The 25382-nt window shown below is 43.5% G+C and carries 20 protein-coding genes and 2 pseudogenes; 11 read left to right on the top strand and 11 right to left on the bottom strand.

Annotation, left to right across the window (positions count from 1 at the left end; genetic code table 11):
• The first annotated feature begins 649 nt into the window (after positions 1–649).
• The 6 genes and pseudogenes from F6K57_RS16375 to F6K57_RS16350 all read left to right on the top strand — a co-directional run bounded on the left by F6K57_RS16375 (position 650) and on the right by F6K57_RS16350 (position 8157).
• Positions 650–1531 carry a hypothetical protein gene (locus F6K57_RS16375; RefSeq protein ID WP_293046396.1) on the top strand — a complete coding sequence of 294 codons (882 nt, stop codon included), beginning with the start codon at positions 650–652 and terminating at the stop codon, positions 1529–1531.
• A gap of 108 nt (positions 1532–1639) precedes the next feature.
• On the top strand, positions 1640–3655 hold the full coding sequence (locus F6K57_RS16370) for an AAA family ATPase (protein WP_293069260.1): 2016 nt from the start codon (positions 1640–1642) through the stop codon (positions 3653–3655).
• Between the two features lie 214 nt (positions 3656–3869).
• A complete protein-coding gene (locus F6K57_RS16365; protein WP_293069258.1) occupies positions 3870–4046 on the top strand; it encodes a hypothetical protein in 177 nt (58 codons plus the stop codon).
• Entirely contained in the window at positions 4037–5869 is a 1833-nt protein-coding gene (locus F6K57_RS16360) for a DNA translocase FtsK (protein WP_293069256.1), read from the top strand. Before F6K57_RS16365 ends, F6K57_RS16360 begins: the two co-directional genes overlap by 10 nt.
• Before the next feature lie 129 nt (positions 5870–5998).
• Positions 5999–7285: pseudogene (locus tag F6K57_RS16355) on the top strand (transposase).
• A complete protein-coding gene (locus tag F6K57_RS16350) occupies positions 7267–8157 on the top strand; it encodes an FtsK/SpoIIIE domain-containing protein (protein WP_293069255.1) in 891 nt (296 codons plus the stop codon). Before F6K57_RS16355 ends, F6K57_RS16350 begins: the two are co-directional and overlap by 19 nt.
• Positions 8158–8237: 80 nt before the next feature.
• On the opposite strand, the gene F6K57_RS16345 is transcribed toward F6K57_RS16350, so the two are convergent.
• From F6K57_RS16345 to priA, 5 genes are all read right to left on the bottom strand, one after another.
• Positions 8238–9731, bottom strand: coding sequence for an SUMF1/EgtB/PvdO family nonheme iron enzyme (locus F6K57_RS16345; RefSeq protein ID WP_293069254.1), 1494 nt, complete (start codon positions 9729–9731; stop codon positions 8238–8240).
• Positions 9732–9972: 241 nt separating this feature from the next.
• Positions 9973–11016 carry a nucleotidyl transferase AbiEii/AbiGii toxin family protein gene (locus F6K57_RS16340; protein ID WP_075895865.1) on the bottom strand — a complete coding sequence of 348 codons (1044 nt, stop codon included), beginning with the start codon at positions 11014–11016 and terminating at the stop codon, positions 9973–9975.
• A complete protein-coding gene (locus F6K57_RS16335; protein WP_293069253.1) occupies positions 11016–11636 on the bottom strand; it encodes a DUF6088 family protein in 621 nt (206 codons plus the stop codon). Before F6K57_RS16335 ends, F6K57_RS16340 begins: the two co-directional genes overlap by 1 nt.
• Positions 11637–11873: 237 nt before the next feature.
• Positions 11874–12446, bottom strand: coding sequence for a hypothetical protein (locus F6K57_RS16330; protein WP_293069252.1), 573 nt, complete (start codon positions 12444–12446; stop codon positions 11874–11876).
• 395 nt (positions 12447–12841) lie between these two features.
• Complete coding sequence (gene priA, locus F6K57_RS16325) at positions 12842–15427, bottom strand: primosomal protein N' (RefSeq protein ID WP_293069251.1); 2586 nt, start codon at positions 15425–15427, stop codon at positions 12842–12844.
• 469 nt (positions 15428–15896) lie between these two features.
• Between priA and F6K57_RS16320 the strand changes: the two genes are divergently transcribed.
• Positions 15897–17018, top strand: a complete 1122-nt coding sequence (locus tag F6K57_RS16320; RefSeq protein WP_293047778.1) for an RNA polymerase sigma factor, RpoD/SigA family — start codon at positions 15897–15899, stop codon at positions 17016–17018.
• Positions 17019–17785: 767 nt separating this feature from the next.
• Here the strand turns inward: F6K57_RS16320 and F6K57_RS16315 are convergent.
• Positions 17786–17998: pseudogene (locus F6K57_RS16315) on the bottom strand (RNA-guided endonuclease TnpB family protein); the annotation flags it as partial.
• Between the two features lie 293 nt (positions 17999–18291).
• Here F6K57_RS16315 and F6K57_RS16310 point away from each other — a divergent pair.
• A complete protein-coding gene (locus F6K57_RS16310) occupies positions 18292–18414 on the top strand; it encodes a hypothetical protein (protein WP_293069250.1) in 123 nt (40 codons plus the stop codon).
• A gap of 401 nt (positions 18415–18815) precedes the next feature.
• Positions 18816–19079, top strand: a complete 264-nt coding sequence (locus tag F6K57_RS16305; protein ID WP_075896297.1) for a DUF3146 family protein — start codon at positions 18816–18818, stop codon at positions 19077–19079.
• 6 nt (positions 19080–19085) lie between these two features.
• Here F6K57_RS16305 and F6K57_RS16300 read toward each other — a convergent pair whose 3' ends face one another.
• Together F6K57_RS16300 and F6K57_RS16295 are read right to left on the bottom strand one after the other, a co-directional pair.
• Positions 19086–19271 carry a hypothetical protein gene (locus F6K57_RS16300; RefSeq protein ID WP_293069249.1) on the bottom strand — a complete coding sequence of 62 codons (186 nt, stop codon included), beginning with the start codon at positions 19269–19271 and terminating at the stop codon, positions 19086–19088.
• Between the two features lie 107 nt (positions 19272–19378).
• On the bottom strand, positions 19379–19780 hold the full coding sequence (locus F6K57_RS16295) for a pre-16S rRNA-processing nuclease YqgF (RefSeq protein ID WP_293046285.1): 402 nt from the start codon (positions 19778–19780) through the stop codon (positions 19379–19381).
• 109 nt (positions 19781–19889) lie between these two features.
• Between F6K57_RS16295 and F6K57_RS16290 the strand changes: the two genes are divergently transcribed.
• Both F6K57_RS16290 and F6K57_RS16285 read left to right on the top strand, forming a co-directional pair.
• Positions 19890–20672 (top strand): class I SAM-dependent methyltransferase, encoded by a 783-nt coding sequence (locus tag F6K57_RS16290; protein ID WP_293069248.1) that lies wholly within the window; start codon positions 19890–19892, stop codon positions 20670–20672.
• A gap of 711 nt (positions 20673–21383) precedes the next feature.
• Positions 21384–22448, top strand: a complete 1065-nt coding sequence (locus tag F6K57_RS16285) for an IS630 family transposase (protein ID WP_293069247.1) — start codon at positions 21384–21386, stop codon at positions 22446–22448.
• Positions 22449–22527: 79 nt separating this feature from the next.
• Here the strand turns inward: F6K57_RS16285 and F6K57_RS16280 are convergent, their stop codons facing one another.
• From F6K57_RS16280 to F6K57_RS16270, 3 genes are all read right to left on the bottom strand, one after another.
• Positions 22528–22650: a hypothetical protein gene (locus F6K57_RS16280; RefSeq protein ID WP_293062760.1), complete on the bottom strand. Its 123-nt coding sequence runs from the start codon at positions 22648–22650 to the stop codon at positions 22528–22530.
• Between the two features lie 155 nt (positions 22651–22805).
• Positions 22806–23525, bottom strand: a complete 720-nt coding sequence (locus tag F6K57_RS16275; protein ID WP_293069246.1) for a transposase — start codon at positions 23523–23525, stop codon at positions 22806–22808.
• Positions 23526–23571: 46 nt separating this feature from the next.
• Positions 23572–24468, bottom strand: coding sequence for a transposase (locus tag F6K57_RS16270; protein WP_293069245.1), 897 nt, complete (start codon positions 24466–24468; stop codon positions 23572–23574).
• Positions 24469–25382 lie beyond the last annotated feature (914 nt).

The following is a 25382-nucleotide window of genomic DNA, read 5'->3' as shown; positions in this document are numbered from 1 at the left end:
GTAGGGAGTAGGGAGTAGGGGTAATAAAATTGACTGTAGCTTAGCTATCAGCATTTCGGGTATCAGCGTTTTGAGAGTTTTCCGTGAATACTCATGTACTAGCGACTTTCAGTTGATATGATCTCACGATAATTACCCTTAATAAAAATTTCCCCATCTCCCCATCTCCCTATCTCCCCACACCTCCCAGCCTCCCTACCCTCCCCGCGCCTCCTTAATTATGGGTATTCAACCAGACTTGAGATAAGTCTAAATATCGGTAAGGATTGACCCTAGTACGGCACGACGGAAATAAAGATACTGTAAGCATTCAGCGGTCAGCCGTCAGCCGTCAGCTTTCTGTGGTCAGCCGTCAGCTTATTTTATTCAAAAACTGTTCCCCTAGCGTGGCCAAGAGCTTACCGTGGCCATAGGCCAAGGCCAAGCGTGTGCGTAGCGCATAACCTGAGAGCTAAGAGCTGATAGCTGAATGCTGATAGCTGAATGCTTACAAGATACTATTGAAAAAAGCGAAAGGCTTATATAATAAGAATTCTGCTCAGGGCTGATAGTTGAGGGTCCAGAGCCCGTCCGCTGAGGGCTGAAAGTAGAATTTATTGCGAAAATCCTTGACTACTAAGTGGTTATAGGGAATAGATTTAGGTTAATCTTGAACAAAAGTGAGGTAAAGACAATCAACATGGAAGCTATTGAACTGGAAGTCAGCCAACTAAAATTTTTACTGAAGCTACTGAGCAAACCGGATTATCGGGCATTGATTACCGAAGCGAAACCCAATTCTAAAACCTCAGCGGGGGAACGAGATCGAATTTGTCGGGAGTTATGCGATCGCAATTTGATTGACTCTAATCAAGAAATCACCAAAATTCAGATCACTGATGCAGGCAAGGAACTCCTCAACCAAGATCAGGCTGAAGTACCAATGAGCACGAAAGAACGCAAAATTATCAAAGCCTGTGAAACAGAACCGACTACTCCCGCCAAAACAAACGTTAAGCCTGCTAAGACCCGCAAGGAAATCATGGAAGGTTTGATAGAACGGGGTTATATCACAGTAGCAGAAACTAAATTCAAAGATGTCTGGATTACTGAAACCGGTATTGAGTACCTATTAAATAATTATAAACCCGTTGGTCGTGGCAATATCAATCTGTCTAAAACCATGTTAGCGGATTACATCGATTTCCTGCGGAAACAGCTGCCAAACTCAACCAGTACAATCTCAGAATCAGATGGAAATTCGACTGCCGCTCTAGTCAATCCCCCTAATCATGAAGAAATATTACAAATTATCAAGAATTTAGACCAGGAACTGGGTACGGAAAACTATTTGCCACTGTTTCATTTGCGCCAAAAGTTACAACCGCCTTTGTCTCGGGAACAATTAGATAAAGCACTGTATAGCTTGCAAGCAGAGGATAAAATTGATATGAGTGCTTTGCAAGAAGCTAACATGTATACAGAGGAACAAATTGAAGCTGGTATTCCTCAAAATACCGGGGCTAGGCTATTTTTCATTATGGTGCAGTAAATTATGATACTAAAGATAGGATAATTGATAGTATCATACAATAACCTGAGGCTGCCTTTTTGTTAATCCTCTATCCTTGTCCACTCTATAGAAGATGGAATTAAAGAGATGGCAACGATCCAGGAAATAATTAAACAAGCCCTAAATCCCTTTGACCCCGTGACCTTTGCTACGGGTAATTTTTGGGAAGATCCAGAAAATTCAGCCCTTAAGGATGTCGAATCGATTCATCAACATGAAATTAATCAGATAACCAGCACCCTCAGTGCGGTGACTCAAGACCATCGACCCCGCACTATCTTACTGGCTGGTGATTCGGGTTCGGGGAAAAGTTATCTATTAAAACGGCTCAAACAGCAGCTCAATCAACAAGCATTCTTTGCTTATATCGGTCCTTGGGCAAATAGCGATCGCATCTGGCGCTATATCCTTAGGGAAACTGTTGACAGTATGCTAAAAGTCCCAGAAGGAGAACAAGAGTCTCAGTTGCTGCTGTGGCTAAAGAGTCTCCCGGCCTTTAAAAAAACCGGTTGGCTGCTGAATGAGCGAAAACGGTTTATTGCTGACCTCAGAGCTAGCTATCCAGGGGGAATTCATCGCAGTAAAGAGTTTTTTGGAGTGCTCTATGACCTCACTAATCCAGAACTGTATCACCTAGCTTATCAATGGTTAAGGGGAGAAGATTTAGATGAAGAGGACCTGAAAACCCTTGGGGTCAGAGGGTCTATAGATAACGAAGACGATGCTCAGAACATCTTAATCAACTTCGGGAGAATTTCGTCATCCACCAAGCCGATTGTGCTGTGTTTTGATCAATTGGATAATATTCCTCGTTTGCCCGATGGTTCTCTGGATCTACAAGCGCTGTTTAATGTCAACTCTACCCTTAATACTCGCTTTCCCAATAACTTGTTGATTATTATTAGCATAGTCACTAATACCTGGAGAAGGAATCATAAAAAAATTCAACAGGCTGATATCGCTAGACTTAATCCTAAAATTCTGCTCAAAAACATTACCCTAGAGCAAGCGGAATCCCTCTGGGCAAGCATACTCTATCCGTTACATCAGCAAGCTGAACCAAAATCCACCTCACCGATTTACCCTTTAACTCGGCAAGACTTAGAACAAGAATTTCCTGGTGGCAAAACCACTCCCCGCCAGACCTTGAAACTAGGAAATCAGCTAATTCAAAGGTATAAAACTCAGGGAGTTAACTCAGAGTTATCAACCACTGACTCAACTCCCGAAAATGATACCGCTGGCGAATCAATACCAATAGAAGAAAAAATCCTAGCCTCATTGAAATTGAAATGGCAGAAGGAATTTAAAAAAACTGACCAGACGACAATTATCCGCATCCAAGATATTGATGAATCGGAATTGATTGGGATGTTAACAGAGGCATTAGAAGCTCTGGAGGTTAGGGGGATTAAACCAAAATTTTTGTCCAGTAGCAAAACCTTTGCCAGTTATTCCCTAAGTTACCAGCTGCCATCATCCCAGGGACGGATCGGAGTAGTCTGGGGAGAAACTAGTAATGGTCGCAGTTTCTATCATCTGATGAATGCCTGTGATAACGCTATAAAAAGCAATCGCTGCCAAACCTTATACCTAATTCGCCATACAAAAATTAGCATAAAACGTGATACTAAAGGGTACAAGCTCTACAGCCAACTATTTAATGGTTATGACCATCATCACCTCAAATTAGACGATATCTCCTCTGTCCATTACTTAGCCACTTATCATACCTTAGTTAATGGGGCTTGTTCCCAAGACTTAGTTCTTGCTGATAAAACAATAACACTGGAAGAGTTAAAGGATCTAATCCTAAAATCGGGAATTTTGCAGGATTGTCCTTTACTAAAGGATTTGAATATTTTTTCGATAGCAGATAATAAAGTCCCCCTTAATCCGGTTAAAGAATTTGTGTTAAATGTGCTCAAACAAGACCAATTAATTGGTCTTAAGGTTTTAATTGAAACTACTCACCGTCAATTTAATCGGCTCAAAGAAATAGAAATTAAACAACAGATTAAGGAACTTTGTCAGGAAAATGAACTAAAACTTATCCCTGTGGATGGTTCCCCAGAAACACAATCAGTATATTTGGTACCTTAAGCAATCAGCATAAGCGCTACGCGCACGCTACGCGAACAGCTATCAGCTATCAGCTATCAGCTATCAGCAATCAGCAATCAGCAATCAGGCCAATTCAAGTAGGGTGGGCAAAGTAATATAATCTAGAATGCTCAAAACAAGCAAACTGTTTTTGCCCACCCTACAAGCTAATGAACTACATCACAGTAGGGTGGGCAAAGTAATATAATCTAGAATGCTCAAAACAAGCAAACTGTTTTTGCCCACCCTACAAGCTACAAGCTCTGTTCCCTGTTCCCTGTTCCCTGTTCCCTGTTCCCTAAAACCCAAGAATTTGTACCTAACCCGATTGAAAACTGCTGTATCATTCTACCATAGTAACAATTCGGATAACAAGCGCCAATGTACCTGAATCAACCAGCCCAGATCCGAGAGTTAATCCTTAATTTATCAGCCGCCAAAATTCTGTGGTTAGATACAGAAGTGGCTGACTGGAATACCCCTAATCCCAGATTATCTCTGATTCAGGTATTGGCTGATTCGACAGATATAAATGGTGACAAAGCTTACATCTTAGATGTATTAGACAAACCGGAAGTAGTGCAATACTTTGTCAACCATATTATAGTCAATCCTAACATTGAAAAAGTCTTTCACAACGCTAGCTTTGATTTACGCTATCTAGGGGGGAAAGAGCAAGCTAAGAATATCACCTGTACCTATCAAATAGCTAGAAAGCTGACCAACAAGAAACTACCCAATCCATTACAGGTATCAAACCATAAACTAAAAACCCTAGCGATAGAACTATGCAATTTCGCTAATGTCGATACAGAAGAGCAAAGCAGTGATTGGGGCAAACGTCCGCTCAGCCAAAAACAGCTAAAGTATGCAAAAATGGACACAGTCTATCTAGCCCATGTCCATCGCCGTTTACTAGAAATTAGTGATAAAAATAGCTGGAATCCAGAGCAGATGGTCAAAAGACAATCACGGACGCAACAATCGGAATCCCCTTGCTTCAGTGTTACCCAAGTTAGGGTAGCCATTGAATGTCCTCGTTTATTTTATTTGAGTCATCACTTTGGTGGAAAAACCCTATTTATACCACCATCCAACTCACCAGGTATTGGGAAAGTATTCCATAAGCTATGTCAACAGTGTACTGACAAACTCCAGCAAGATTCCCGATTTCAAGCCTTATTTTCCCCCACAGCAAGTCAGCTAGACCAAAGCCAAATTAGCTCTAAGATGCAAGCGCTACTGTATGAGCTAGTTGTTTTCCCCAACATCAATACCAATCCAGATATAGCCTCGATCTTACTTCAACTGTGGCAAGGATTAAAATCACTAATCCCCCATTGGACTCAACTGCTAGTTACTAATCGAGGCTATTGTCAGCCAGAGGAAGTAATTAGTAAAACCTTCGTTGCTCAAGAAATAGACCTGAGTTACAACTTCACCTTTCCTGATGGTACCAAGCAACGAGTTAATGGAAAATTCGATAGCTTAATCTTCGACTGTGAGCGCGATCGCTATTGTGTTGTAGACTATAAAACCTATCAACCCGTAGATCCATCCGCTAACCTAGCTCAAGTAGCCCTCTATAGTTACATGCTCCACCAAAAAAAAGGAGTAGCAATAGATGCAGGAGTTTATTGTGTTTTACCGGAATTCCAAAAATACTACTATTCCCGGGAAGAGCTAGAGGATACAGTGCATCAGCTCATTCCCCATAAATTACAACAGATGCGCCAATGGCTGAGTTGGAAACCTGCCCAGGTCGAAGAGGAGGGAGATGGGGAAACTATAAAAAACTATTGCACTCCAGCAATGGGTAAGGGCAACCTGGAGCCACCACCACCAACACGACAGCCTCACCTATGCAACATTTGTCCCCAACAGCAGACCTGCCAAACCTTTTTTGAGGAGGTGAAAACTGAGCAAAAGCCCGTCAAGGCACCATCCCGACCAACTCCTGATATTGAACAAAAGCCAGTCAAGGCACCATCCCGCCAAACTCTTGATGCTGATCAGACCGGGCAAAAATTGGTGAGTACTCTAGAAGACTTTAAAATTAGTGTAAATTATGTCAACGCAACAGTTGCTCCAGCATTTGTCCGGATCAAGCTAAAACCCAATCGTGGGGTAAAAGTCATATCAATACAGAATCGATCCAAGGATGTACAAAAATCCCCCAAAGCCTTCATCCCCGTGTCTTTAGACCGGGGATGAAGGCTCGCCGTAGGCGACACTTCGTGAACGCAGCGGCTTTAGCCGCCGTGAGGAAAATATTCTAGAAACTTCCAAAATTTGTCGCTGGTCGTGCTAGAATAAAACAAGAGCGGGAGAGGTCGATACCAGATGATTGTCCTAGAGTTCAAAGCCTACGGCAAAAAACACCAATACTCAGCCATTGATGAAGCTATTCGGACGGTCAAATTCATCCGTAACAGCTGTATCAGGCTCTGGATTGATAACAAGGGGATTGGAAAGTATGACCTCAGTAAATACTGCAAGGTCTTAGCCAAACAGTTCCCCTTTGCCAATGATTTGAACTCCACAGCTCGTCAGTCCAGTGCTGAGAGAGCCTGGTCATCCATCGCCCGTTTCTACGACAACTGCAAGAAAAAAGTACCTGGAAAAAAGGGTTTTCCTAAGTTTCAAAAGCATTGCCGCTCAGTTGAGTACAAACAGTCCGGTTGGAAGTTGTCCCCTGACAAAAAGTCAATAACCTTCAGTGACAAGAAAGGGATAGGGAAACTCAAGCTCAAGGGTACTTGGGACTTGTGGAGATTTGATAAGAAGCAGATTAAGCGGGTTCGCATAGTCCGGCGGGCTGATGGGTATTATGTTCAGTTTTGTGTTCAGGCTGACAATAATGAGACTTTGAAACCTAATAGCAAAAACCTAGGACTAGATGTAGGGCTAAAGGACTTCTATACAGATTCCAATGGCAATACTGAGCCGAACCCCAGGTTTTATAGAATAGGAGAAAAACGCTTAAAGTTTTATCAACGTCGGGTTTCCCGAAAAAAGAAAGGCTCATCCAACCGTAAAAAAGCCATTAAGAAACTAGGTAAGAAGCACCTCAAAATAAGTAGGCAACGTGAAGAGCACGCCAAGAGACTGGCGCGCTGCGTAATCCGGTCTAACGACCTGGTCGCTTACGAAGATTTGAGGGTTCGTAATATGGTTAAAAACCACTGTCTTTCCAAGTCTATTAATGATGCAGGTTGGTACCAGTTTAGGAAATGGTTGGAGTACTTTGGGACTAAGTTTAGCAGGGCAACGGTTGCAGTGAACCCTGCTTATACAAGTCAAAATTGTTCCAATTGCGGTGAGGTTGTAAAGAAGTCTCTATCAACTAGAACTCACACCTGTAAGTGTGGTTGTCAGCTAGATAGAGACCACAATGCCGCTATAAATATCCTCCAAAGAGCCTTGGGTACGGTAGGGCATACCGGAACCTGGGTCATTGACCCGTTCGCGTAGCGGAGGCCGTAGGCCACGCTACGTGAACGGGTTCCCCGAAACGCTTGTGGAGATTTGGCCTCTACTCTTCTTGGTTCCGACCAGGCTGAGCAAGTCGAGTCTACGAAGCAAGAATCCCCGCGTCTAATGACCGGGGAGTGTCAAAAGTACAGTTAGGTCTGGAGAATCCTCCCCTGATTACTCCCGAAGCTGGGTATGTCAGTGTGGATTTACCACGGAAGGATGAGGATAGAGAAGTAGCTAGATTTGATGACTATATTAGCCTTACGCAAAACTCAAGTAATCCTCCAATGATTGGGATTGGAGTAAATTTAGAGGGGAAATTGGTAGAAGCGGATTTATCTGATCCCAATACCTGTCACTTTTTGGTAGGGGGCACAACGGGAAGTGGCAAGAGCGAATTTTTGCGATCGCTTCTGCTATCCCTACTCTATCAGCATTCTCCTCAACAGCTCAAAATTGCTCTCGTTGATCCCAAGCGTGTCACTTTCCCAGAATTTGAGGACATGCCATGGTTGCTGTCACCAATCGTTAAAGATAGCGATCGCGCTATCGAATTGATGGAGCAATTAGTTGACAAAATGGAGCAGCGTTACCGGAAATTTGAACAAGCCAAGTGTCCTCACCTGGATGCTTATAATCAGCAATTGATTAATAAACAAATTTTACCATTACCTCGGATAGTCTGTATATTTGATGAATATGCTGACTTCATGGCAGAAAAAGAAATCCGCAAAGACTTAGAATTAAGTATTAAGCGTTTAGGAGCAAAAGCTAGAGCAGCTGGGATTCATTTGATTGTTGCTACTCAACGGCCAGATGCTAACGTTGTTACTCCGATTATTCGGTCTAATTTACCTGGGCGAATTGCTTTACGCACAGCCTCTGAAGCGGATTCAAAGATTATTTTTGGTGGCAGTAATACTGAAGCAGCTTATTTGTTAGGTAAGGGGGATTTATTGTATCAAAAGGGTGGTAAGTTAGAGCGATTGCAGAGTTTGTTTGCTGAGAGGATTATATTGCCTTGATTTTAAAATATAGTTATCAAATCCATCTCATACGGCGGAAATAAAGTATAAAAGTATAAAAATACAAAAAGGAAAAAGGGCTAAGTTCTCCCAACACCCCTAGCCACACGAAAACCGACAATGTAGTAGATGAGATCGCGCGCGCTACAGATGAGGCGGGAGGCAGAACGGCAATCCCTAGGAACGAGGCAGGAGCCGCCCCGCAAAGTATAATAATCAGTATTATTATCAAATTGACTCCAGATACTTCCATCTCTAGGAGCTCCTTCGTAATTACCATGCCAAGGATCCGCACACCACTCCCAAACATTGCCGTGCATATCGTATAAGCCAAAGCCGTTGGGGGGAAAACTTCCTACGTCGGTGGTTTTTCCTCGATATTCCCCTTGTGCTTCCTCTGCATAAGTATTTGAAGCGTTATAATTAGCGAATCTACTGGTTATGGTCTCTCCATAATGGAATGGTGTAGTAGTTCCAGCTCTACAGGCGTATTCCCATTCCGCTTCAGTGGGTAATCTGTATTCCGTTGCTGTATATTCACAGAGGCGATCACAAAATTCCACCGCATCGTACCAGTTTACTCGCTCTACTGGTCGATTCTTTCCTTTAAATCTCGAAGGGTCTGGCTTTAAGTCCCGCTTAATTTTTGGCAGGTTGGCTACGGCTCGCCATTGCGCCTGGGTTACCGGATATTTCCCCAGGAAGAAGGGTTGAATGCTTACTTGGTGTTGAGGTCTTTCGCTGTGATAACTCCCCTTCTCACTTTCAGGGGAACCCATTAAGAAGCTTCCTGGTGGGATATACACCATATCTAGGTCTACTCCATTCCCCAGATCTTGAGTGAAATAACCCGCTTGCTGGGATTCTCGCTTGATTATTCTTCCTCTACGGTTAACTGTTACTACTTCAAAGGAAAACTGCTTTAAACCTTCGGGTTTGACTCGCTTTAAACTTTCTTCCCTCGAATTTGGCTTGACAATCAGATCAGGTTGTGAATTGAAGTTTTGTTGGTGAGATAATAAATTAGAAACGTTATTGGCATTGTTTTCTAACCATTGCTTTAGTTGCTGAGCCTCTGAGGTGGGAATCTTTCCATTTACTAATAAACGATCGACAAATTTTACAATCCTTTTTTCATCATCAGTTGGTTGATGTATATCATCCAACTTTTTGAGAATATCATAAAAAGTGCCAGGAATTTTATCTCTCAAATTGGGACAACAATCTCTGTAAGCCTGTTGCATTTGTTTGATAACGGTTTTTTCTAAAGGCCCCAATATATTGACTAAACTAGTCGTAATTTTAAACTTTTCCTGGATTGCGTTTAAATGAACATTATTTGGATTGTTTTCAAGTGCTCCATGAATTAATTCTTCTAACTGATTGTAACCCTGACAATGCTCTATTAATTTGTGAACGGTTTCCTTTAAATTACCACCGCTAGCAATCTCGTTCAGATTTATATTTAATTCATAAAGCACCATCATTTCTAATTTAGTTTTATTAGGGAAAGCATTACACAGTGCTTCGTTTATTTTTTTGAGGAGATAACCAGGGGTATGTCCAGCATTCATTGATGGTTAGTTCAAGACCTGTGAAAAATAGAATTTGATACTTTGACTCTAATTCAGTATCTACACTGTGATTATACTGAATTCCGTAAATTTTACTTTATTTACTGGTATTTCCCAGCTGGTGGTGGCTTAGGGGTTAGGGAGCATGGAGCAGGGAACAGGAGAGGGCACCATATAAAAATAGAATTCTTGGTGGGTGGTCAAAACTTGTCATTATAAAAGACAAAAGTTCAAAGTGTTCTCACGATACCTGATTAACTTCTATTTCTAAGGCTGAAATTGCTTCTATGATTTCATCAAAGGGTGGAGCAGTACCTAACATCATGCCCTGCATTGCCTGATAATCAGTAATGAGAGCTTTTAGTAATTCTCCTTTCGGTAAGAGTTTTAGAGAGCCGGGAATCGCTTCGTCTAATTTCATCCAGCTTCGATTAAACAGTTTTTTGGTGTACTGGCGTACATCTTCTCTTAATTGATGATTGGCAATGGCTGTCTTACCAGCTTCCTGACGGGAAATTATTGCTACATCATAATAATGACGTGACAGTCTCTGGCGATCATTGGGCAGGCGTTGTTCGTCTCGATAACCACAAGACCAACCATGTAATATCATGATTTTATCCCAAAAAGTTCTTTGAGGGTCGATGGTCGTTACATTTGCTACGGAAAAATTCCATTCTTCAAGTATCTCGGATAGATAGGGGGTAATAGTATGATTTTGATTGGGAATGAGCGCTGACCGTGCGCCTGCTTCTAGTTTGACACGGGGTTGAACGTAAGCAATGCTATCGGATGGAAATAAGCTCGGATACTGAAACAGCAGGGTTGAATTATCTGGATCGTCTTCATCGAGTACAATGCGACTCTCAGGCGAAATTACCCCAGCAACTTGTGATAAGTCATCTTTAAGCTTGCCACAGATATACCTTGAAGCAGCTTGTTTTAGTTCGGACGCTAGTTTTTTTCGCCGCTTGCTAGAGATTCCAAGAGCAGAGGGGTCGTTATCCCCGGCAAAACCCAGATCGCTCCTGAATACCACCAAATCTACATCCTCGGAAAATCTACTAATGAGTTGATAAACCTTGGAAAGGGAAGTGCCGCCTTTAAACAATAGTCTGGGGTGTTCCTGGGGTAAGCCATTATAAAGGATATCCAGCACCAGGCACACCCAAAAATCCTTTTCTATATAGGATGACCTGGTATTGAGGGAATCGGCTGTTGACTCAAAAACATCGTTACGGTCTTGTGCTGGTAAATTGAGAAATTCTTCAAATGCTGGATTCACTAGGAGACACCTTCACCCTCACTAACTTGACGTACAACGGGTGTCATCCACGTTGGTAACAGCTTAATACCTTCTGCGAGATCTTGTTTGATGTCTGAAGACAACCGATTGTGTAGGGTATTAACCACATCTTTATCAGCAGCGATATTTTCGCCCAGCCAATATAAGGCCCTAACCACAGGCGCACCAGGACGGTTAGCCCATGCCATTAACCGTTGAGAGACATGACGTAGTTTGATGGTACGCCCACCAACTTGTAAAGTTCGGCTCGAACCATTCGTTATGTAGCTGTTCTGGGCGGGAACGGCATTGGTCAGACCTAGCTGGTGGGCTGCAACAATGCCATCTGGCATGATTGATATACCATCCCGACGTGCCAGAGCTTCCACAACGGCATCAATGTTGGGTGGGGCAGGACGCTTCAAGATATTGCTGGTGCGTGGATAGTCATATAAACCGCGACCAACGCGGCGCAAAAATCCTTGTTTCACCAGACGAGATAGCGCTTTATCTACAGCATCACGACTGCCGAGATCTACAAAATCTTTGGGTGTGCAGACCCAACCACCGCGACCATGACCACGAACTCTGTTCTGGATTTTTTTTGCTATACCCTGCATCTTACGAAAGCTATGAATATAAAGTTCACGAAATATATTATGTCAGAAGTATAGCCAATATTTCTGACTTTTTCAAGGCAGCTAACCCTGTATCAATTGCCCAAAGTCAGGATGTTGAGGTAACGAAGGTGAGTAGAACTGTCAGGATAGGTTCTATGACCCTTCGATAAAACTGTCAGATTAATCGAAAACCAACCCTTGATTCAGCAACGCCGCTGATAACTGATAGCTTAACTATTAACCCCAAACTAAGACAGCATAAACTCCATAACCAAAATAAACAGTAAGTACAATCGCAATAATAATCCGAGCGGTCATCGAAGTATGGCGTCTCCACAATACAAAGCATCCCACTATCACAGCCAACACTTCTAGGGGAGTAAAAATATGACCATAATGACGAGAATCCCAATAAGACACAGGGCTTTCAAAGCGCCAATTTGACAATGGAAAAAAGTGACGGTGGGCATCATCAGCATGGAGAGGAAGATCTCCTAACCCATGAAGAGCCATGCTAGCAAACATAGCAATCAGAAAGGTTTGACGAAAATAGTAGGCTAACAAGCCACCTATTAGTATTAGTGGAAAAGAATTGAAAATATCGAAAAATACTTGCCAGCTTTGGTTATAATAGGATTCAGACCAGATTACGTTTTCAGGAATTCCTCTGAGGAGTTTCTCATATCCGTAAAAAATTACCATTGGCAAATCCGGTAAGATCGCACCGAACACAATTGGTAAATTATTTTCCGGCTTTCTTTTTTTTCCTAAAATCAGGAGATTGACGATGGCGTGAGCAGGAGTATTCACAAATTAGGGAGTAGGGAGTAGGGAGTAGGGAGTAGGGAGTAGGGAGTAGGGAGTAGGGAATTAAGAATTGAGAATTAAGAATTAAGAATTGGGAATTGGGAATCGGGAATCGGGAATCGGGAATCGGGAATTGGGAATCGGGAATCGGGAATTAAGAATTAAGAATTAAGAATTAAGAATTGGGAATTGGGAATCGGGAATCGGGAATCGGGAATCGGTAATCGGGAATCGAAATTATCACAATTTATTTAGGTTCCCTATAACTTTCAACTTTCAACTTTCAACTCCTAACTTTCAACCTTCAACCAACCTTAAGCCTTCAACCAACCTTCAACCTTCAACCTTTAAACCTTCAACCTTCAACCTACTTTAAACCTTCAACTAACTTATACCTTTCAGCTTATATTCAACGGATTAACATCAATAGTCAAGCTAATATCTGGAGGACACATATCCTGTAATTCCCGCCAATTCAGTAACTTTGCGGGCACAGTAGGAGGAAACTTAAGCAAAATCTGCCATCGATAGCGACGAGCAACCCGGATCACACTAGCTGGTGCTGGTCCTAGGATATCGTACTCGGCTTCAGGAGTATCTAAGCTGTCGGCTAAATCCTCCGCTACCTTCTCTACCGCCACAGCATCCAATCCACTTATGCGCAACAGAATCAAATCACCATAAGGGGGATAGTTCAGTGCTGCCCGTTGTTCCAATTCGTCCGAGATAAACGACTGATAATTATGAGTTTTGACAGCCTGAATCACAGGATGGTCTGGGGAATAAGTTTGAATAATTACCTGACCAGGGTCATCCCCACGACCGGCACGACCTGCCACCTGAGTTAAGGTTTGGAATGCCCGCTCGGATGCTCTATAGTCTGACAAATACAGTAGTCCATCTGCTGCTACCACTCCCACCAGTGTGACCTGAGCCAAATCTAATCCTTTGGTCAGCATTTGGGTTCCCACCAACAAGTCAGCTTCCCGATTAGCGAATTGAGTTAACAAAGTGCGATGAGCATTCTTGGTACGAGTGGTATCACTGTCAAATCGGATAATTCGCAACTCTGGAAACAGCTTCGCCAAATCTTGAACAACCCGCTGAGTACCACTACCGAAAAATTTCAGGTAGGGAGAACTACATTCTGGACAACTACGGGGATGGAGTTGTCCGAAATTACAATAGTGGCACCGCAATACTTGAGTAGCCCCTTCATGGGTATAGTGATAGGACAAGGAAACATCACAGTTAGGGCACTCCAGCACATGACCACAACTACGACAAGACACAAACGTACTGTGTCCCCTGCGGGGGATAAATAAAATCCCCTGTTTCTCTTGTTCCTTTAGTCGTCTCAAGCTGTCTTGGAGAGAACGGCTAAAAATCGACCGATTCCCAGCTTGTAACTCCTGCCTCATATCCACAATTTCCACCGGTGGCAGGGGTCTGGATTGAATCCGTTCCGGTAGGGATAAGTAATGAGTGCTAAGTTCTGGATGCTGAGGAGGTGAACAGGTGAAGGGTTGAACCTCAGGAGCTGAAGAGGTCAGGGGATTAATTTCACTACCGATCTGACCATCTCTCGCTCCCCCCATCACCTTAATACTGACCCAGCTTTCTACCGAAGGAGTAGCTGAACCTAAAATCAGGGGACAATTTTCTAATTCTGCTCGCCACTGAGCAACGGTGCGAGCGTGGTAGGTAGGAATAGGTTGGTCTTGCTTGAAGCTGGAGTCGTGTTCTTCATCTAAAACAATTAATCCCAACTGGGGCAAAGGGGCAAAAACAGCAGAACGAGTGCCAATCACCACTTGTGGCTCACCTGGGATCATCTGTCGCCAGGTATCATAGCGCTCCCCTTTATTCAAGGCACTGTGGTAAACCCGAACTTTATCACCAAAGCGAGCCCGGAAACGGTCAGTAATTTGAGGAGTTAAGCCAATTTCCGGCACCAACACCAAAGCGGATTTCCCTTGCGCTAGGATTGGTGCGATCGCTTGTAGATAGACCTCCGTTTTCCCAGACCCAGTCACCCCATGCAACAGCACTTGGGCAAAGCCATCGAGATTATTAATCAGGTCTAATGCATGGGATTGGGCATTTGTCAAGTTTTTGGGGGCATCTGTAGCCATGGTTGGTGAAGTCGCACTGCGCAATACTTCCCTAGGCTCAATCACCACATATCCCTTATCTTCCAAAGAATTTATAGTTGACGAACTAACATTACAAATTTGTGATAGTTCACTCAACCACAAATCTCCTCCACGACGGCGTAGCACCTCCAATACTTCCCGTTGCCGTCGAGTCAGATCAGGCCGATTGAGATTACCCACCAGAGTCACAGCTTTCTTGAGCTTAGGACGAGTTGGCTTAGGAGCTTCCAGATAACTTTCTACCCAACCTCGCTTGAGCAGGTGACGTAATCCTGCTTTAGCCCCCTTTACCTGACGTTGGAGGTATTGCCAGCTGTAATCCCCATTGGGTTTAGCCTGGAGAATCTCCAAAATCTTACTTGCTGCTGAATTATTGACAAAGACATGAGCCTCTTTAGGCAAGACCGAGGAATTGAGGCGAATTCGACGCTGCGATCGCCCTAACAGTCCTGGAGGTAAAGCAGACCGAATCACTTGGATTAGAGGAGTGCAGTAGTACTGAGCCACCCGCTCTAACAGTTGGCAGTAGGAACTTGGAAAGAAACCGGGACTGATCACCTCCTCTACGTCCTTAATTTTCTCCAGTGGTAAGTTTGGGGGTGGAGAGTCTACAATCCGAATAGCGATCGCTCCTAGCTGTTGAGTCCCGAATGACACACTCAGAACATCTCCAGGATTGATTGAAACATCCAATGCATTACGATAAGTATATATACCTTGGACTCCTGGACAATCTACTAGGACTTCAACCCACTTTTCTTGGCCACCACCAGAAAAGTAAAGTGCTCTAGGCTCAGCTAACAGTAGACCTAAAGGAGGATTAGACATAGGGCAGCTTTAGTTTGGGAAGGCTCCTATTCTATCACTATTGATAGATAGGAAAATTCTAAAATATGTGAGATTCTGTTTCCAGAGTCAAAATCAATAATAAAAGCAATGGGAAGAGAATTATCTCTCCTGCCGTCACCCTAGAGTTTAACTAAAATATATGTAATTAAACATTTCGTAATTACAGATACAATTAGCCAAACTGCTTCTGGTAAGCTTAAAACCATTAATTTATAATCACGTCAATCACACATCAACTACTTGAAGCAGGTTGGGTCACTGAGCTTTGAGGGTATGGAGCGTGTTTTGGCTGCTCTGTCTAGAGTATTAACTTCTTTGTGAAACCAGCAACACCAATTTTTGATAATAGACTTTTCATTAACGGCCAATTTTCAGCAACAGACAGCCTCAATCCCTCAAGGCAAGGGTTTTAACAAACTTAAAATACACTTGCAACTCACACATCCCTATGAATATTACAGAATTAAACCACACTCATACAATGCCGTCTACGGAAGAGAAGGATTTTTATGTTACTGACCACATTGAGCCAGAGGAAACAGATTTACAGCGTGTAGCGGTCGAATTCACCGAAGACGATGAACTAGTGGTCTCTACTTCCCATAATTTCCGGAAAAGCGGCTCTGATGACACAGTGGGTGCATTCTTCAAGGAAATGGCTCGTTACCCATTGCTCAAGCCAGACGAAGAAGTAGATTTAGCCCGTCGGGTTAAGTTCCTAGTAGAAATCGACCAACTCCGCAACAGCTTACACGAAAAGTTAGACCGTAAACCAACCAAGGCTGAGGTAGCTGCAGCGGTCGAGATGACAGAACGTCAGTTGGAGGGGAATTTATATCGCGGTCGTGTGGCAAAACGCAAGATGATTCGCTCGAACTTGCGGTTAGTGGTTTCAATTGCTAAACGATATATTAATCGGGGTGTACCATTTCTAGATTTGATTCAAGAAGGTGCGTTGGGCTTAAACCGAGCAGCAGAAAAGTTTGACCCAGATAAGGGTTACAAGTTTTCTACCTATGCTTATTGGTGGATTCGTCAAGCGATTACTCGTACTATTGCCAATGATGCCCGAACTATTCGTCTACCAATCCACATTGTAGAAAAGCTCAATAAACTTAAAAAAGCTCAGCGGGAACTTAAACAGCAACTCCAGCGCAATCCTAATGAAATAGAACTTGCTCAAGCCCTAGAAATTTCCCTCTCCCATTTGCGTCAGTTACTAGAATTGCGTAGGCGCTCCCTTTCTTTGAATCACAGAGTTGGTAAAGGGGAAGACACAGAACTGATGGATTTGCTCGAAGACAATGATCTACGATTGCCCGAAGATAAGATGAATGAATCCATGATGCGCCAGGAGATTTGGGAAGTTCTCAGTGATGTCCTGACTGAGCGGGAAAAAGATGTGATTTCTCTACGCTATGGTTTAGCCAGCAGTGAACCCTACACCCTAGAAGAAGTAGGAGGCATGTTCAATCTCTCTCGGGAACGGGTGCGTCAGATTCAAAGCAAGGCCATGCGTAAGCTACGCCGTCCGCAAGTGGCTCGACGGCTTAGAGACTGGTTGACCTAGTGCAGCAGGTCTTAGGTCAGCTCGTGACTGCTGGATAAATTTGGTGATGTCGAAATCAGGTAATTCCGGTTAATTAGTTACCAAATAATCTCTGGCTAAATAATCTCTGGTCAATTAGACACTCCCCGGTCATTAGACGCGGGGAGTGTCAATTCAACGAGGTTGCATTAAACTATAGCAAGGGAAGCATGGTTTAGGACATAGTCTTTTGCTTGAAAGGGAGCAGGGACTGAGGCCGTTGGCCAAAGTGTTGATTTAGCATAACAAGTACGGAAGAGCCTTAATTGTCTGTAGGAGACTAAGCAGAATTAGAAGGCTAGCCACTGTTGACGATTTTATACAAATATCTTGCAGTATCTCCAAAAATATGTTAGACTTTGATTATGAATCTAGTGTCAAAGAAAACATTCTGGTTCCTTGAATTGAAGCCGAAAACCAAAGCAAACCATGATAGTGGTTGCGTTTTCTATTAAACACAGATTTATGCGCCAAGAGCGGAACAAAACCTATCTTGGCCTTGGGAGATACCCCCTGGCTGCGAGAGCAGCTTGCATTAGTGGGCTAAAATCTGCAAAGTAGATTTTGGTAGCTAAAAAGTATCGGAACAGGTATTCGGCTCTATTAAGTTGACTTTTTAAGTGGTTTTGGATGTAGGCAAGATTGTCAATAGGTAGGTCTTGTTGAAAAAAATAGACCTATCTTTTTTTTACCACAAAATGGTGAAAACTTTACATTTAAAGCTGTTCAGGCTATTTCGTCACCCCTTCAGCTTGTCGAGCCATAGAGTTTAATTCATTAGCAAACGGAAAATCCTTAGCTAAAATTGCACAAAGTGCGCTTAAATTAGCCTTATTGACTCCCTTATTGTCCATCCAATAGCGAAGACATTTGTTACGAATAAATTGAGCCGTGCAAATGGCTTCATCTATCGCAAAATATTGTTTTTGTTTGCCGTATGCTTTGAACTCTAAAACAATCATTGACCGTAGGTCACGCGGAGCGCTTTAGACCTTTTCATATCCTGATCTTATTCTAAATCAAATAAGATCAGATTTTCGGACTTTGGTATAATATTTTTATTAACGGCGACTAAAGTAGCTATTTCGCCTTCATCCCCGCTTTAAAAAGAGGGGGCTTTCGGCTTTTGTTAATTTCTCGTAAAAAGCATCCATCAGCACCTGGGTTGGGAGCATGTCAACTTTGTAATTAGGTACATAGATCCCCCCTAACCCCCCTTAAAAAAGTAGGGCTGTTTCATTCTGGCCAAAAATAGATGGGGAGATGGGGAGATGGGGAGATGGGGAGATGGGGAGATGGGGAGATGGGGAGATGGGGAGATGGGGAGATGGGGAGAAAAGGAGCGCGAATAGTCGTGATTTTGGCCAAATTTATCTAACCATACTCAAAAGCCGAATCACGAATTGTTAGTCATTTGAGTTGATTGAAGCCGGCTAATTAGTCAGATTTTAATGACTAAATTTGGGGATTTTTCGGAAAATTTTGAGCTATTTCCCTATCCCCCTATCCCCCTATCCCCCTATCTCCTTTTCTCGTTAACTTATTTTTCTTTGAAACAGCCCTGCCCTTAAAAAAGGGGGGAATTAGATTGAAAAGTCCCCCTTATTAAGGGAAACGGGGGATCTGAATCAGGGATTAACAAAACTGACATGCACCCCCTGGGTTCCTTGGTCATCAACCACCCACACTGCTATCACATTCGGGTTGATCCCTATTGACTTATCTGCCAACAGGTCTGCTAACCTATGTCTTTAAAGCAGATTAGGATTTTTTACCATTGTGAGTGCAAAGGGTTTGCCTGAAACCACTGCCTACGTCAGAATTACGCGGCACTGCTGGCAACAGGGCAAGATTGAAGGGGAAGTCCAAGCCGCAGACTATGAATGGGAGTTTAAGTGGCATTTTCGGGTCAGTCAGCTGTTAGTCACCCCCTCTTTGGGCCGTGCCTTGATTCAGGAACCCCTTGGCCGATTTTTAGAACAGTGGGATTACCAGCTCGAACCAGGAGGAAACTATGCTTTTACCATTCGAGCTGAGCTATAGCATTTATCAAGTCGTTGAGGTACTTTTGTTCTGGGGAGTAGGGAGTAGGGAGTAGGGAGTAGGGAGTAGGGAATAGGGAGTAGGGAGTAGGGAGTAGGGAGTAGGGAGTAGGGAGTAGGGAGTAGGGAGTAGGGAGTAGGGAGTAGGGAGTAGGGAGTAGGGAGTAGAGAATGGGAAAAATTTGTACCTCATTACTATGAGAAATGCTATAGTCTCAGAAGGGATAATAGGGGAAAATTAGAAGAGGCTTGAGCATGCTTTCAATAGGTAATTCCCAAAGAAAGAAGACGATATGCCTTTTAGCTTTTGCTTTTGATTATATAGCGCTCGATTAACAAAATTGCCACAATATCATCAATGGGTCGAGGAGGTTGGCGCATTCCTTGGGGGATAAGGCGTTGGAACCCTTTGGGAGGATACATTTGCCAGTAGCGTGGGCGAGCTTCTAAACTACTGTAGCGCTCATCTACCAGGACAATAGGTACTGATGCTGGTAATTCCTCCTGGATTTTCCGTTTCCATCTCTTGGCAGTAGTTTGGTCTCCCATCACAATGGTTTCAATGGGGAATTGTTGACACAGTTGCTGGAGTTTTGCGATCGCATTTCCTGAAGCGACTACCTCATGGGTTAGCAGCTGACCCTCTTTTTCCATTACTGCTACACCACATTTATCTCGTCCTGGATCGAAGCCTAAAATCATCTCAATGCACGGATTATGTAAATCTTTGTCAAAATTGCTAATCTGGCCACACAACTAGTACCCTACCCTACAAGTACAGTGATTGCCTAAATCCTGATTGGTATTAATCATGACCGAAACGAACCTTGAGACAACACCATTACACCAGATGAACCCAGAGAGTCGATTTTCTGAACTGGTGGCAGATTATGCGAAATACCGACCCAGTTACCCAGCTGCAGCTATCGACAAGATTCTGGAAGGACTTGAGAACAGAGGGCAACTGGTAGCTGCGGATATTGGTGCAGGAACAGGAATTTCCTCTCGGCTACTAGCTCAACGGGGAGTTCGAGTTATTGCCATCGAACCCAATACTCAGATGAGACAAGCTGCTACCAGCCATCCATTGGTTGAATTCCGGGATGGAACTGCTCAACAGACCAACTTACCTGATGCATCCATTGACTTAGTGGCTTGCTTTCAATCCTTCCATTGGTTTGATCCAGAGCCAAGTTTGCTAGAGTTTCGCCGTATCCTGAAGCCTACTGGACAATTAGCTGTGGTCTGGAATGACCGCAACCGTCAAGATGATTTTACCCAAGGCTATACTCATCTAGTGCAAATCGCCTCCAATCATCATCCGGCTGAGTCCCGTATGTGTTCGGTAGACCCCTTGCTCGCTAGTCCATTGTTTCCTAAGGTCTGTTCCTACACCTTTTCTTATCAGCAAGCCTTAGATAAAGATGGTCTGATTGGTCGTGCTAAGAGTGTCTCCTATATCCCACGGGAAGGATTAGCTCACCAGAAACTTATCTCTGATTTGCAGGAATTGTACAACAGTTGGTGTGATCACAAAGGTTTAGTTTACTTGACGTATCGTACCAAGGTTTACCTAGCTCAACCTGAGTGCTGAGTTGTGATTAATAATTCTCAGTATAGCATTTCTAATTGTGTCCTACTACTTAGTTAGTCTAGTTTAGTTCGTCCAATTTCAAATCATCAATATAGAGTAGGAATAAGCCTAGAAAGATTGTCATTAGTGATCGCCAAAAAGGTTGAATAGGTATGTCCCAAAGTAACCCCCATATCCCACACCAGGAAATTATGATGGCGATCATAGTATACATAGTTGATAAGTTGGGATATTTTGTTTTGAAGTGCTAGAAGAGGTTTTACCTCGAATTCATTTCCTCGAAATCTTTTTCTATAGGAGTTTTTTTCAAAGGAAACTGATTTATTTTAATACACCTGTGGATTCACACAATAGGGTAATCGCTTACCCTATTGTCCAGCCATGAGATTATTGGCGTTGCTTAATGATGGTATGATTTTGCCCTCCTAGCCCCCCAAATTTGGTGGATTTAGAGGGCTTTATCAAAATCAAATGATCGCGCATTCATACTTCAATTCAGCAAAGCAAAAATTCCTTGATCATCTGCCCAAAATACAAATTATTAACCTCAAAGTATTGATTGTTATAAACTTTGTCAAACTTTAGTAACAAATACCAAAAGGCGATCGCTACGAGCTGTAAGCGATCGCCTTTTAATTACCCTTCTAATCCTTATATCATGTCAGCTTAAATGCACATAATATAGAAGGTAGCATCTACTATGTTTTACTAATGCCTAAACGCCTTACTATTAGCCCCCACCTAACTATTGATGAATTGGAGCAAGGTTATCGCCAAGCCAAAACGGTAACGGAACGCTCACATTACCAAATCCTTTGGTTATTAGCCAAAGGCAACAAGAGCGACGAGGTGGCGGCTGTAACAGGTTACAGCCGTAGCTGGATTTATGAGTTGGTTCGCAGTTACAACCACTTGGGTAATGAGGCATTAGGGGATTTACGGCGCCATAATCGAGGTGCCTTACCCAAACTTGATGATGTTCAACAAGCCCATCTGCTGCAAGCGATTCGAGGGGTAGCCCCCGATGGTGGATTGTGGAATGGACGCAAAGTGGCGGACTACCTGAGTCAGGTTCTGGGAAAGCCTGTGAGTCGGCAGCAGGGGTGGAAATATCTCAAACAGATGGAGTTTCGGCTGCGAGTTCCTCGCCCTCAGCATCAACACAGTGATGAACACGAGCAAGAAGTTTGGAAAAAAAAGTTGAGGGACGAGGTGAATCGAGTACAGATGCAATATCACGACGCCGACGTCGAAATTTGGTGTCAAGATGAGCACCGCATTGGCTTACAACCGGTGATGCGACGAGTCTGGGTCGAGTTGGGGGAAACAGCCATTGCTCGGGTTAACTGGAAGCGAGAGTGGCTATGGTTATATGCATTTGTCCAACCTCACAGCGGAGAAACCTACTGGTGGCTTTTACCCTATGTCAACACCGAGTTGTTTAATCGGGTGCTCAAGGACTTTGCTGAGCACTTCAAACTTGGCAAAAATAAGCGGGTGATTTTACCTCTCGACCAAGCGGGTTGGCATACTACTGACAAGCTGAAGGTACCCGAAGGCATTCACTTACTGCACCTGCCTCCTTATTCTCCAGAGTTGCAACCTGCTGAACGATTATGGCCGTTAGTGAATGAGCCATTAGTAAATCAAGCCTTTGACTCGATGGCTGAAGTTGAGGAGTTGGTCTATCAACGCTGTCAGAGGCTACTCCAACAACAAGAGTTGATTCGGGGGTTAACCTTCTATGACTGGCTCCTCACGGACGAGGTCGCTTAATTATGTGCATTTAAACCGACATGATATTAGGATGAATTGACAGCGGTTTTCAATTCGGTCAGGTACAAATTTTTGGGTTTTAGGGAATAGGGAACAGGGAACAGGGAACAGAGAAGTTCATGTAGGGTGGGCAGTGCTTAATACAGATCAAATCAGCTGACAAAGCACCTTGGTAGGCACTGCCCACCTTACGATTAATCACTGGTTTATTACTAGTTCATGTCAGGTGGGCAGTGCTTAATACCGATCAGATCAGCTGACAAAGCCCGTTGGTAGGCACTGCCCACCCTACGATTAATCACTGGTTTATTAGCAAGTTCTCAATAAGTGCTGATTACAAGTTGAATTGGGAATGCTTCAGACTGGGTTACCAACCTGTAAGTGCTCCATGGATTTGTGTTTAATCAGTTCTGGTAAAGAGGGAATGCTGTGGTCACCTCGTAACCGAGACAATAGATAGTCCCAGAAGCAAACCCCTAGCTTGCGACAAGTCTTTTTCAAACCTACCATCGTATCTCTGGCTTTTCGTCCAACATCATTGCGAGTGCCACCACTAATTTTTCGACGGGTGACAAATTCTCGGATGTCAGACTCGGCTGCATTGTTGTGGAGTGGAATATCCGGATCATCAAGAACCCTCAGAAGCTGTTTCTTGTTTTTCCTAAATCCCATCAAGGTGTTATTGAGGGTGGGGTGTTGCAAATAGCACCGACCAAAAACCTCATCAAAGCGAGCCCATAAGTACTTCTTGTACTGGTCACTGGGAGTCTTTGGGTAGGTTTTTAGCTCTTGGTAATAGTCCCACAAGAGGGTTTGGACTTCTTCAATGTTCTGGCGAAACACAGCAGTGCTCCCCTCTAATTTCCGGATGGCTCGTTCAGCATGAACCCAGCACAAGGCATGGACCAGGAGATTAAACTGGCCTGCACCATCGGAAAGAATCACCAACTTCTGACTAACTCCCCCCTCAATCAAACCTCCCAGCAGGGCAGCTTCTGTGACCAACCGAACCGCCAAAGGCGTGACTATACCGATAGAATCCAAATATTGATTCCAGGCTTGGGTGCTATTGGCCAAGACTTTGGAGTCAAACTCCAAGACCTTCCATTGCTTTTTCCCTAATTTATAGCTCTGTAAATACTTGCGGGAACACTCCCCCACGTACATAGCTTGGTTTATTGCCGTGGAGTTGCTCCAAAAAGTTGCTCCGACTCTTGCTCAGAGTACTAGCAAAGTAACTAAACCACTCATTGCCAATCACTGTGCAATACCCATTCTTACCTCCCTGGCGGGCTCCGGTATCATCCGTGTGAATGTAGTTTGAGTAGCCCAAGCCTGTTTCTAACACTGAGGCTTGTTCCTGATGAAACTCCTCTAGTTTTTCGGTTAATATTCGATTGACTTGGCCGACTGAAATATCGATTCCCCAATCCTTTAGCTGTTGATATATCAACGGTTGCGGCACTCGATTTTGGTAGTGTTCATGCAATATATAACCCACCAACTCCGGACCATAATGACCCGTCAAGCTATACTCTGGCGGCAACTGGGCACAAATAACACTCCCATCCTCTAAAACGTACTCTGCCAACAAAAATCGAATATTGTTGCGCTTTATACATAGTTCTTGGACGTCATATTCCCGATACCCATTGAATCTTGCTCCCTCTGGCAACTCCTCTAGCTCTATTTTGCGTTCTTCATTGACCACGAACCCTTGTTTTTTACTGCGTTTGGCTGAACCAGGTCGTTTGCTACTCTGTTGCTGAGACTCAATGCCTTGGTTTAGTTTACTCGCTTTTAACTGGGGCTTCTTGCTCAGTTTCTTTTTCTGCCGTAACTCTTCTTCTAATTGACTGATGCGTTCGGTTAACTGTTTTACCTGTTTCTCTAATGCTTGATTTTGCTCCGCCAACAACCCTATTATTGCTTGCTGCTGTTGCACAAACAAGCGCAGACGCTCCTCCTCTGGGAGGTCGGTTGTTTCGTCGAGAGTGGCCAGCACAGGAATTTCAGTCATATCTCTGTTAGACCAGATTTACGTACTTTTGGCAAGGGGACTGCCAACATAGATCCCTTCACAGGGGGTGCAGGGGTAATTGAGAAGTTACGTTTATTACTACGATTAATCACTGGTTTATGACTAGTTCCTGTCAGGTGGGCAGTGCTTAATACGGATCAAATCAGCTGACAAAGCCCGTTGGTAGGCACTGCCCACCTGACGATTGGTCGCGATCCGCCTGGATTGCCATCTACTTAATACTTCAAGGGGTTGTAATTTATCTCAATCTTTTCAAGCCCTAATTTTTGCTGGTCGCTGTCTACAACGGCTTGCAATATACATATACCATTAACTTGATGGGGCTTGTGATTTACATCGGGAGCAGGTCAAATTCGTAGAACAAATGTACTAAAAACTCATGACTGGTACTGAAGCCCCGAAAACACTGTAGTTCAAGGGTTTGTAGTTCAAGTGTTCTTACAAAATTGACCTGCTCCCATTTACATCTTTCTCAACAAGCTCTACTTTTTGCTCTGAGTAGTTAGCTTTAATGAGATGCACCTGTTAGCGATTAGCGATCGCCCCTTGGAGTTGGAATGACTCCCTTGCTTATCCCACACTTTGCTGATTCACTACCGGGGACTTTAAGAGTTTTGTTCCTTCCCAAATTGGGGGGCGACCGGAACCGGAATCATACCCAGAATCAGCACCGGAATCATACCCAGAATCAGCAATGCCATAAGAAATACCACGATATTTTAGGTTGACTTTGTCTTGGCCAGCTAGTAAGACATAGCCACTACCCCAGGGCTATTTCATTCTAAAAAGTTGCTTAAGCGTATCTAGACCAAAAGAACATAGTCGTTGAGCTTGTGCCATGTTGTCAAACATGTGGTCACGGTATAAATTGAGTGTAAAATTGCGAGCTATAG

Origin of the sequence: Moorena sp. SIO4A5, from assembly GCF_010672005.1 — a bacterium.
Lineage (GTDB): Bacteria > Cyanobacteriota > Cyanobacteriia > Cyanobacteriales > Coleofasciculaceae > Moorena.
Note: the sequence above shows the minus strand (reverse complement) of the source record. Positions and strands in the feature narration are given on the sequence as shown.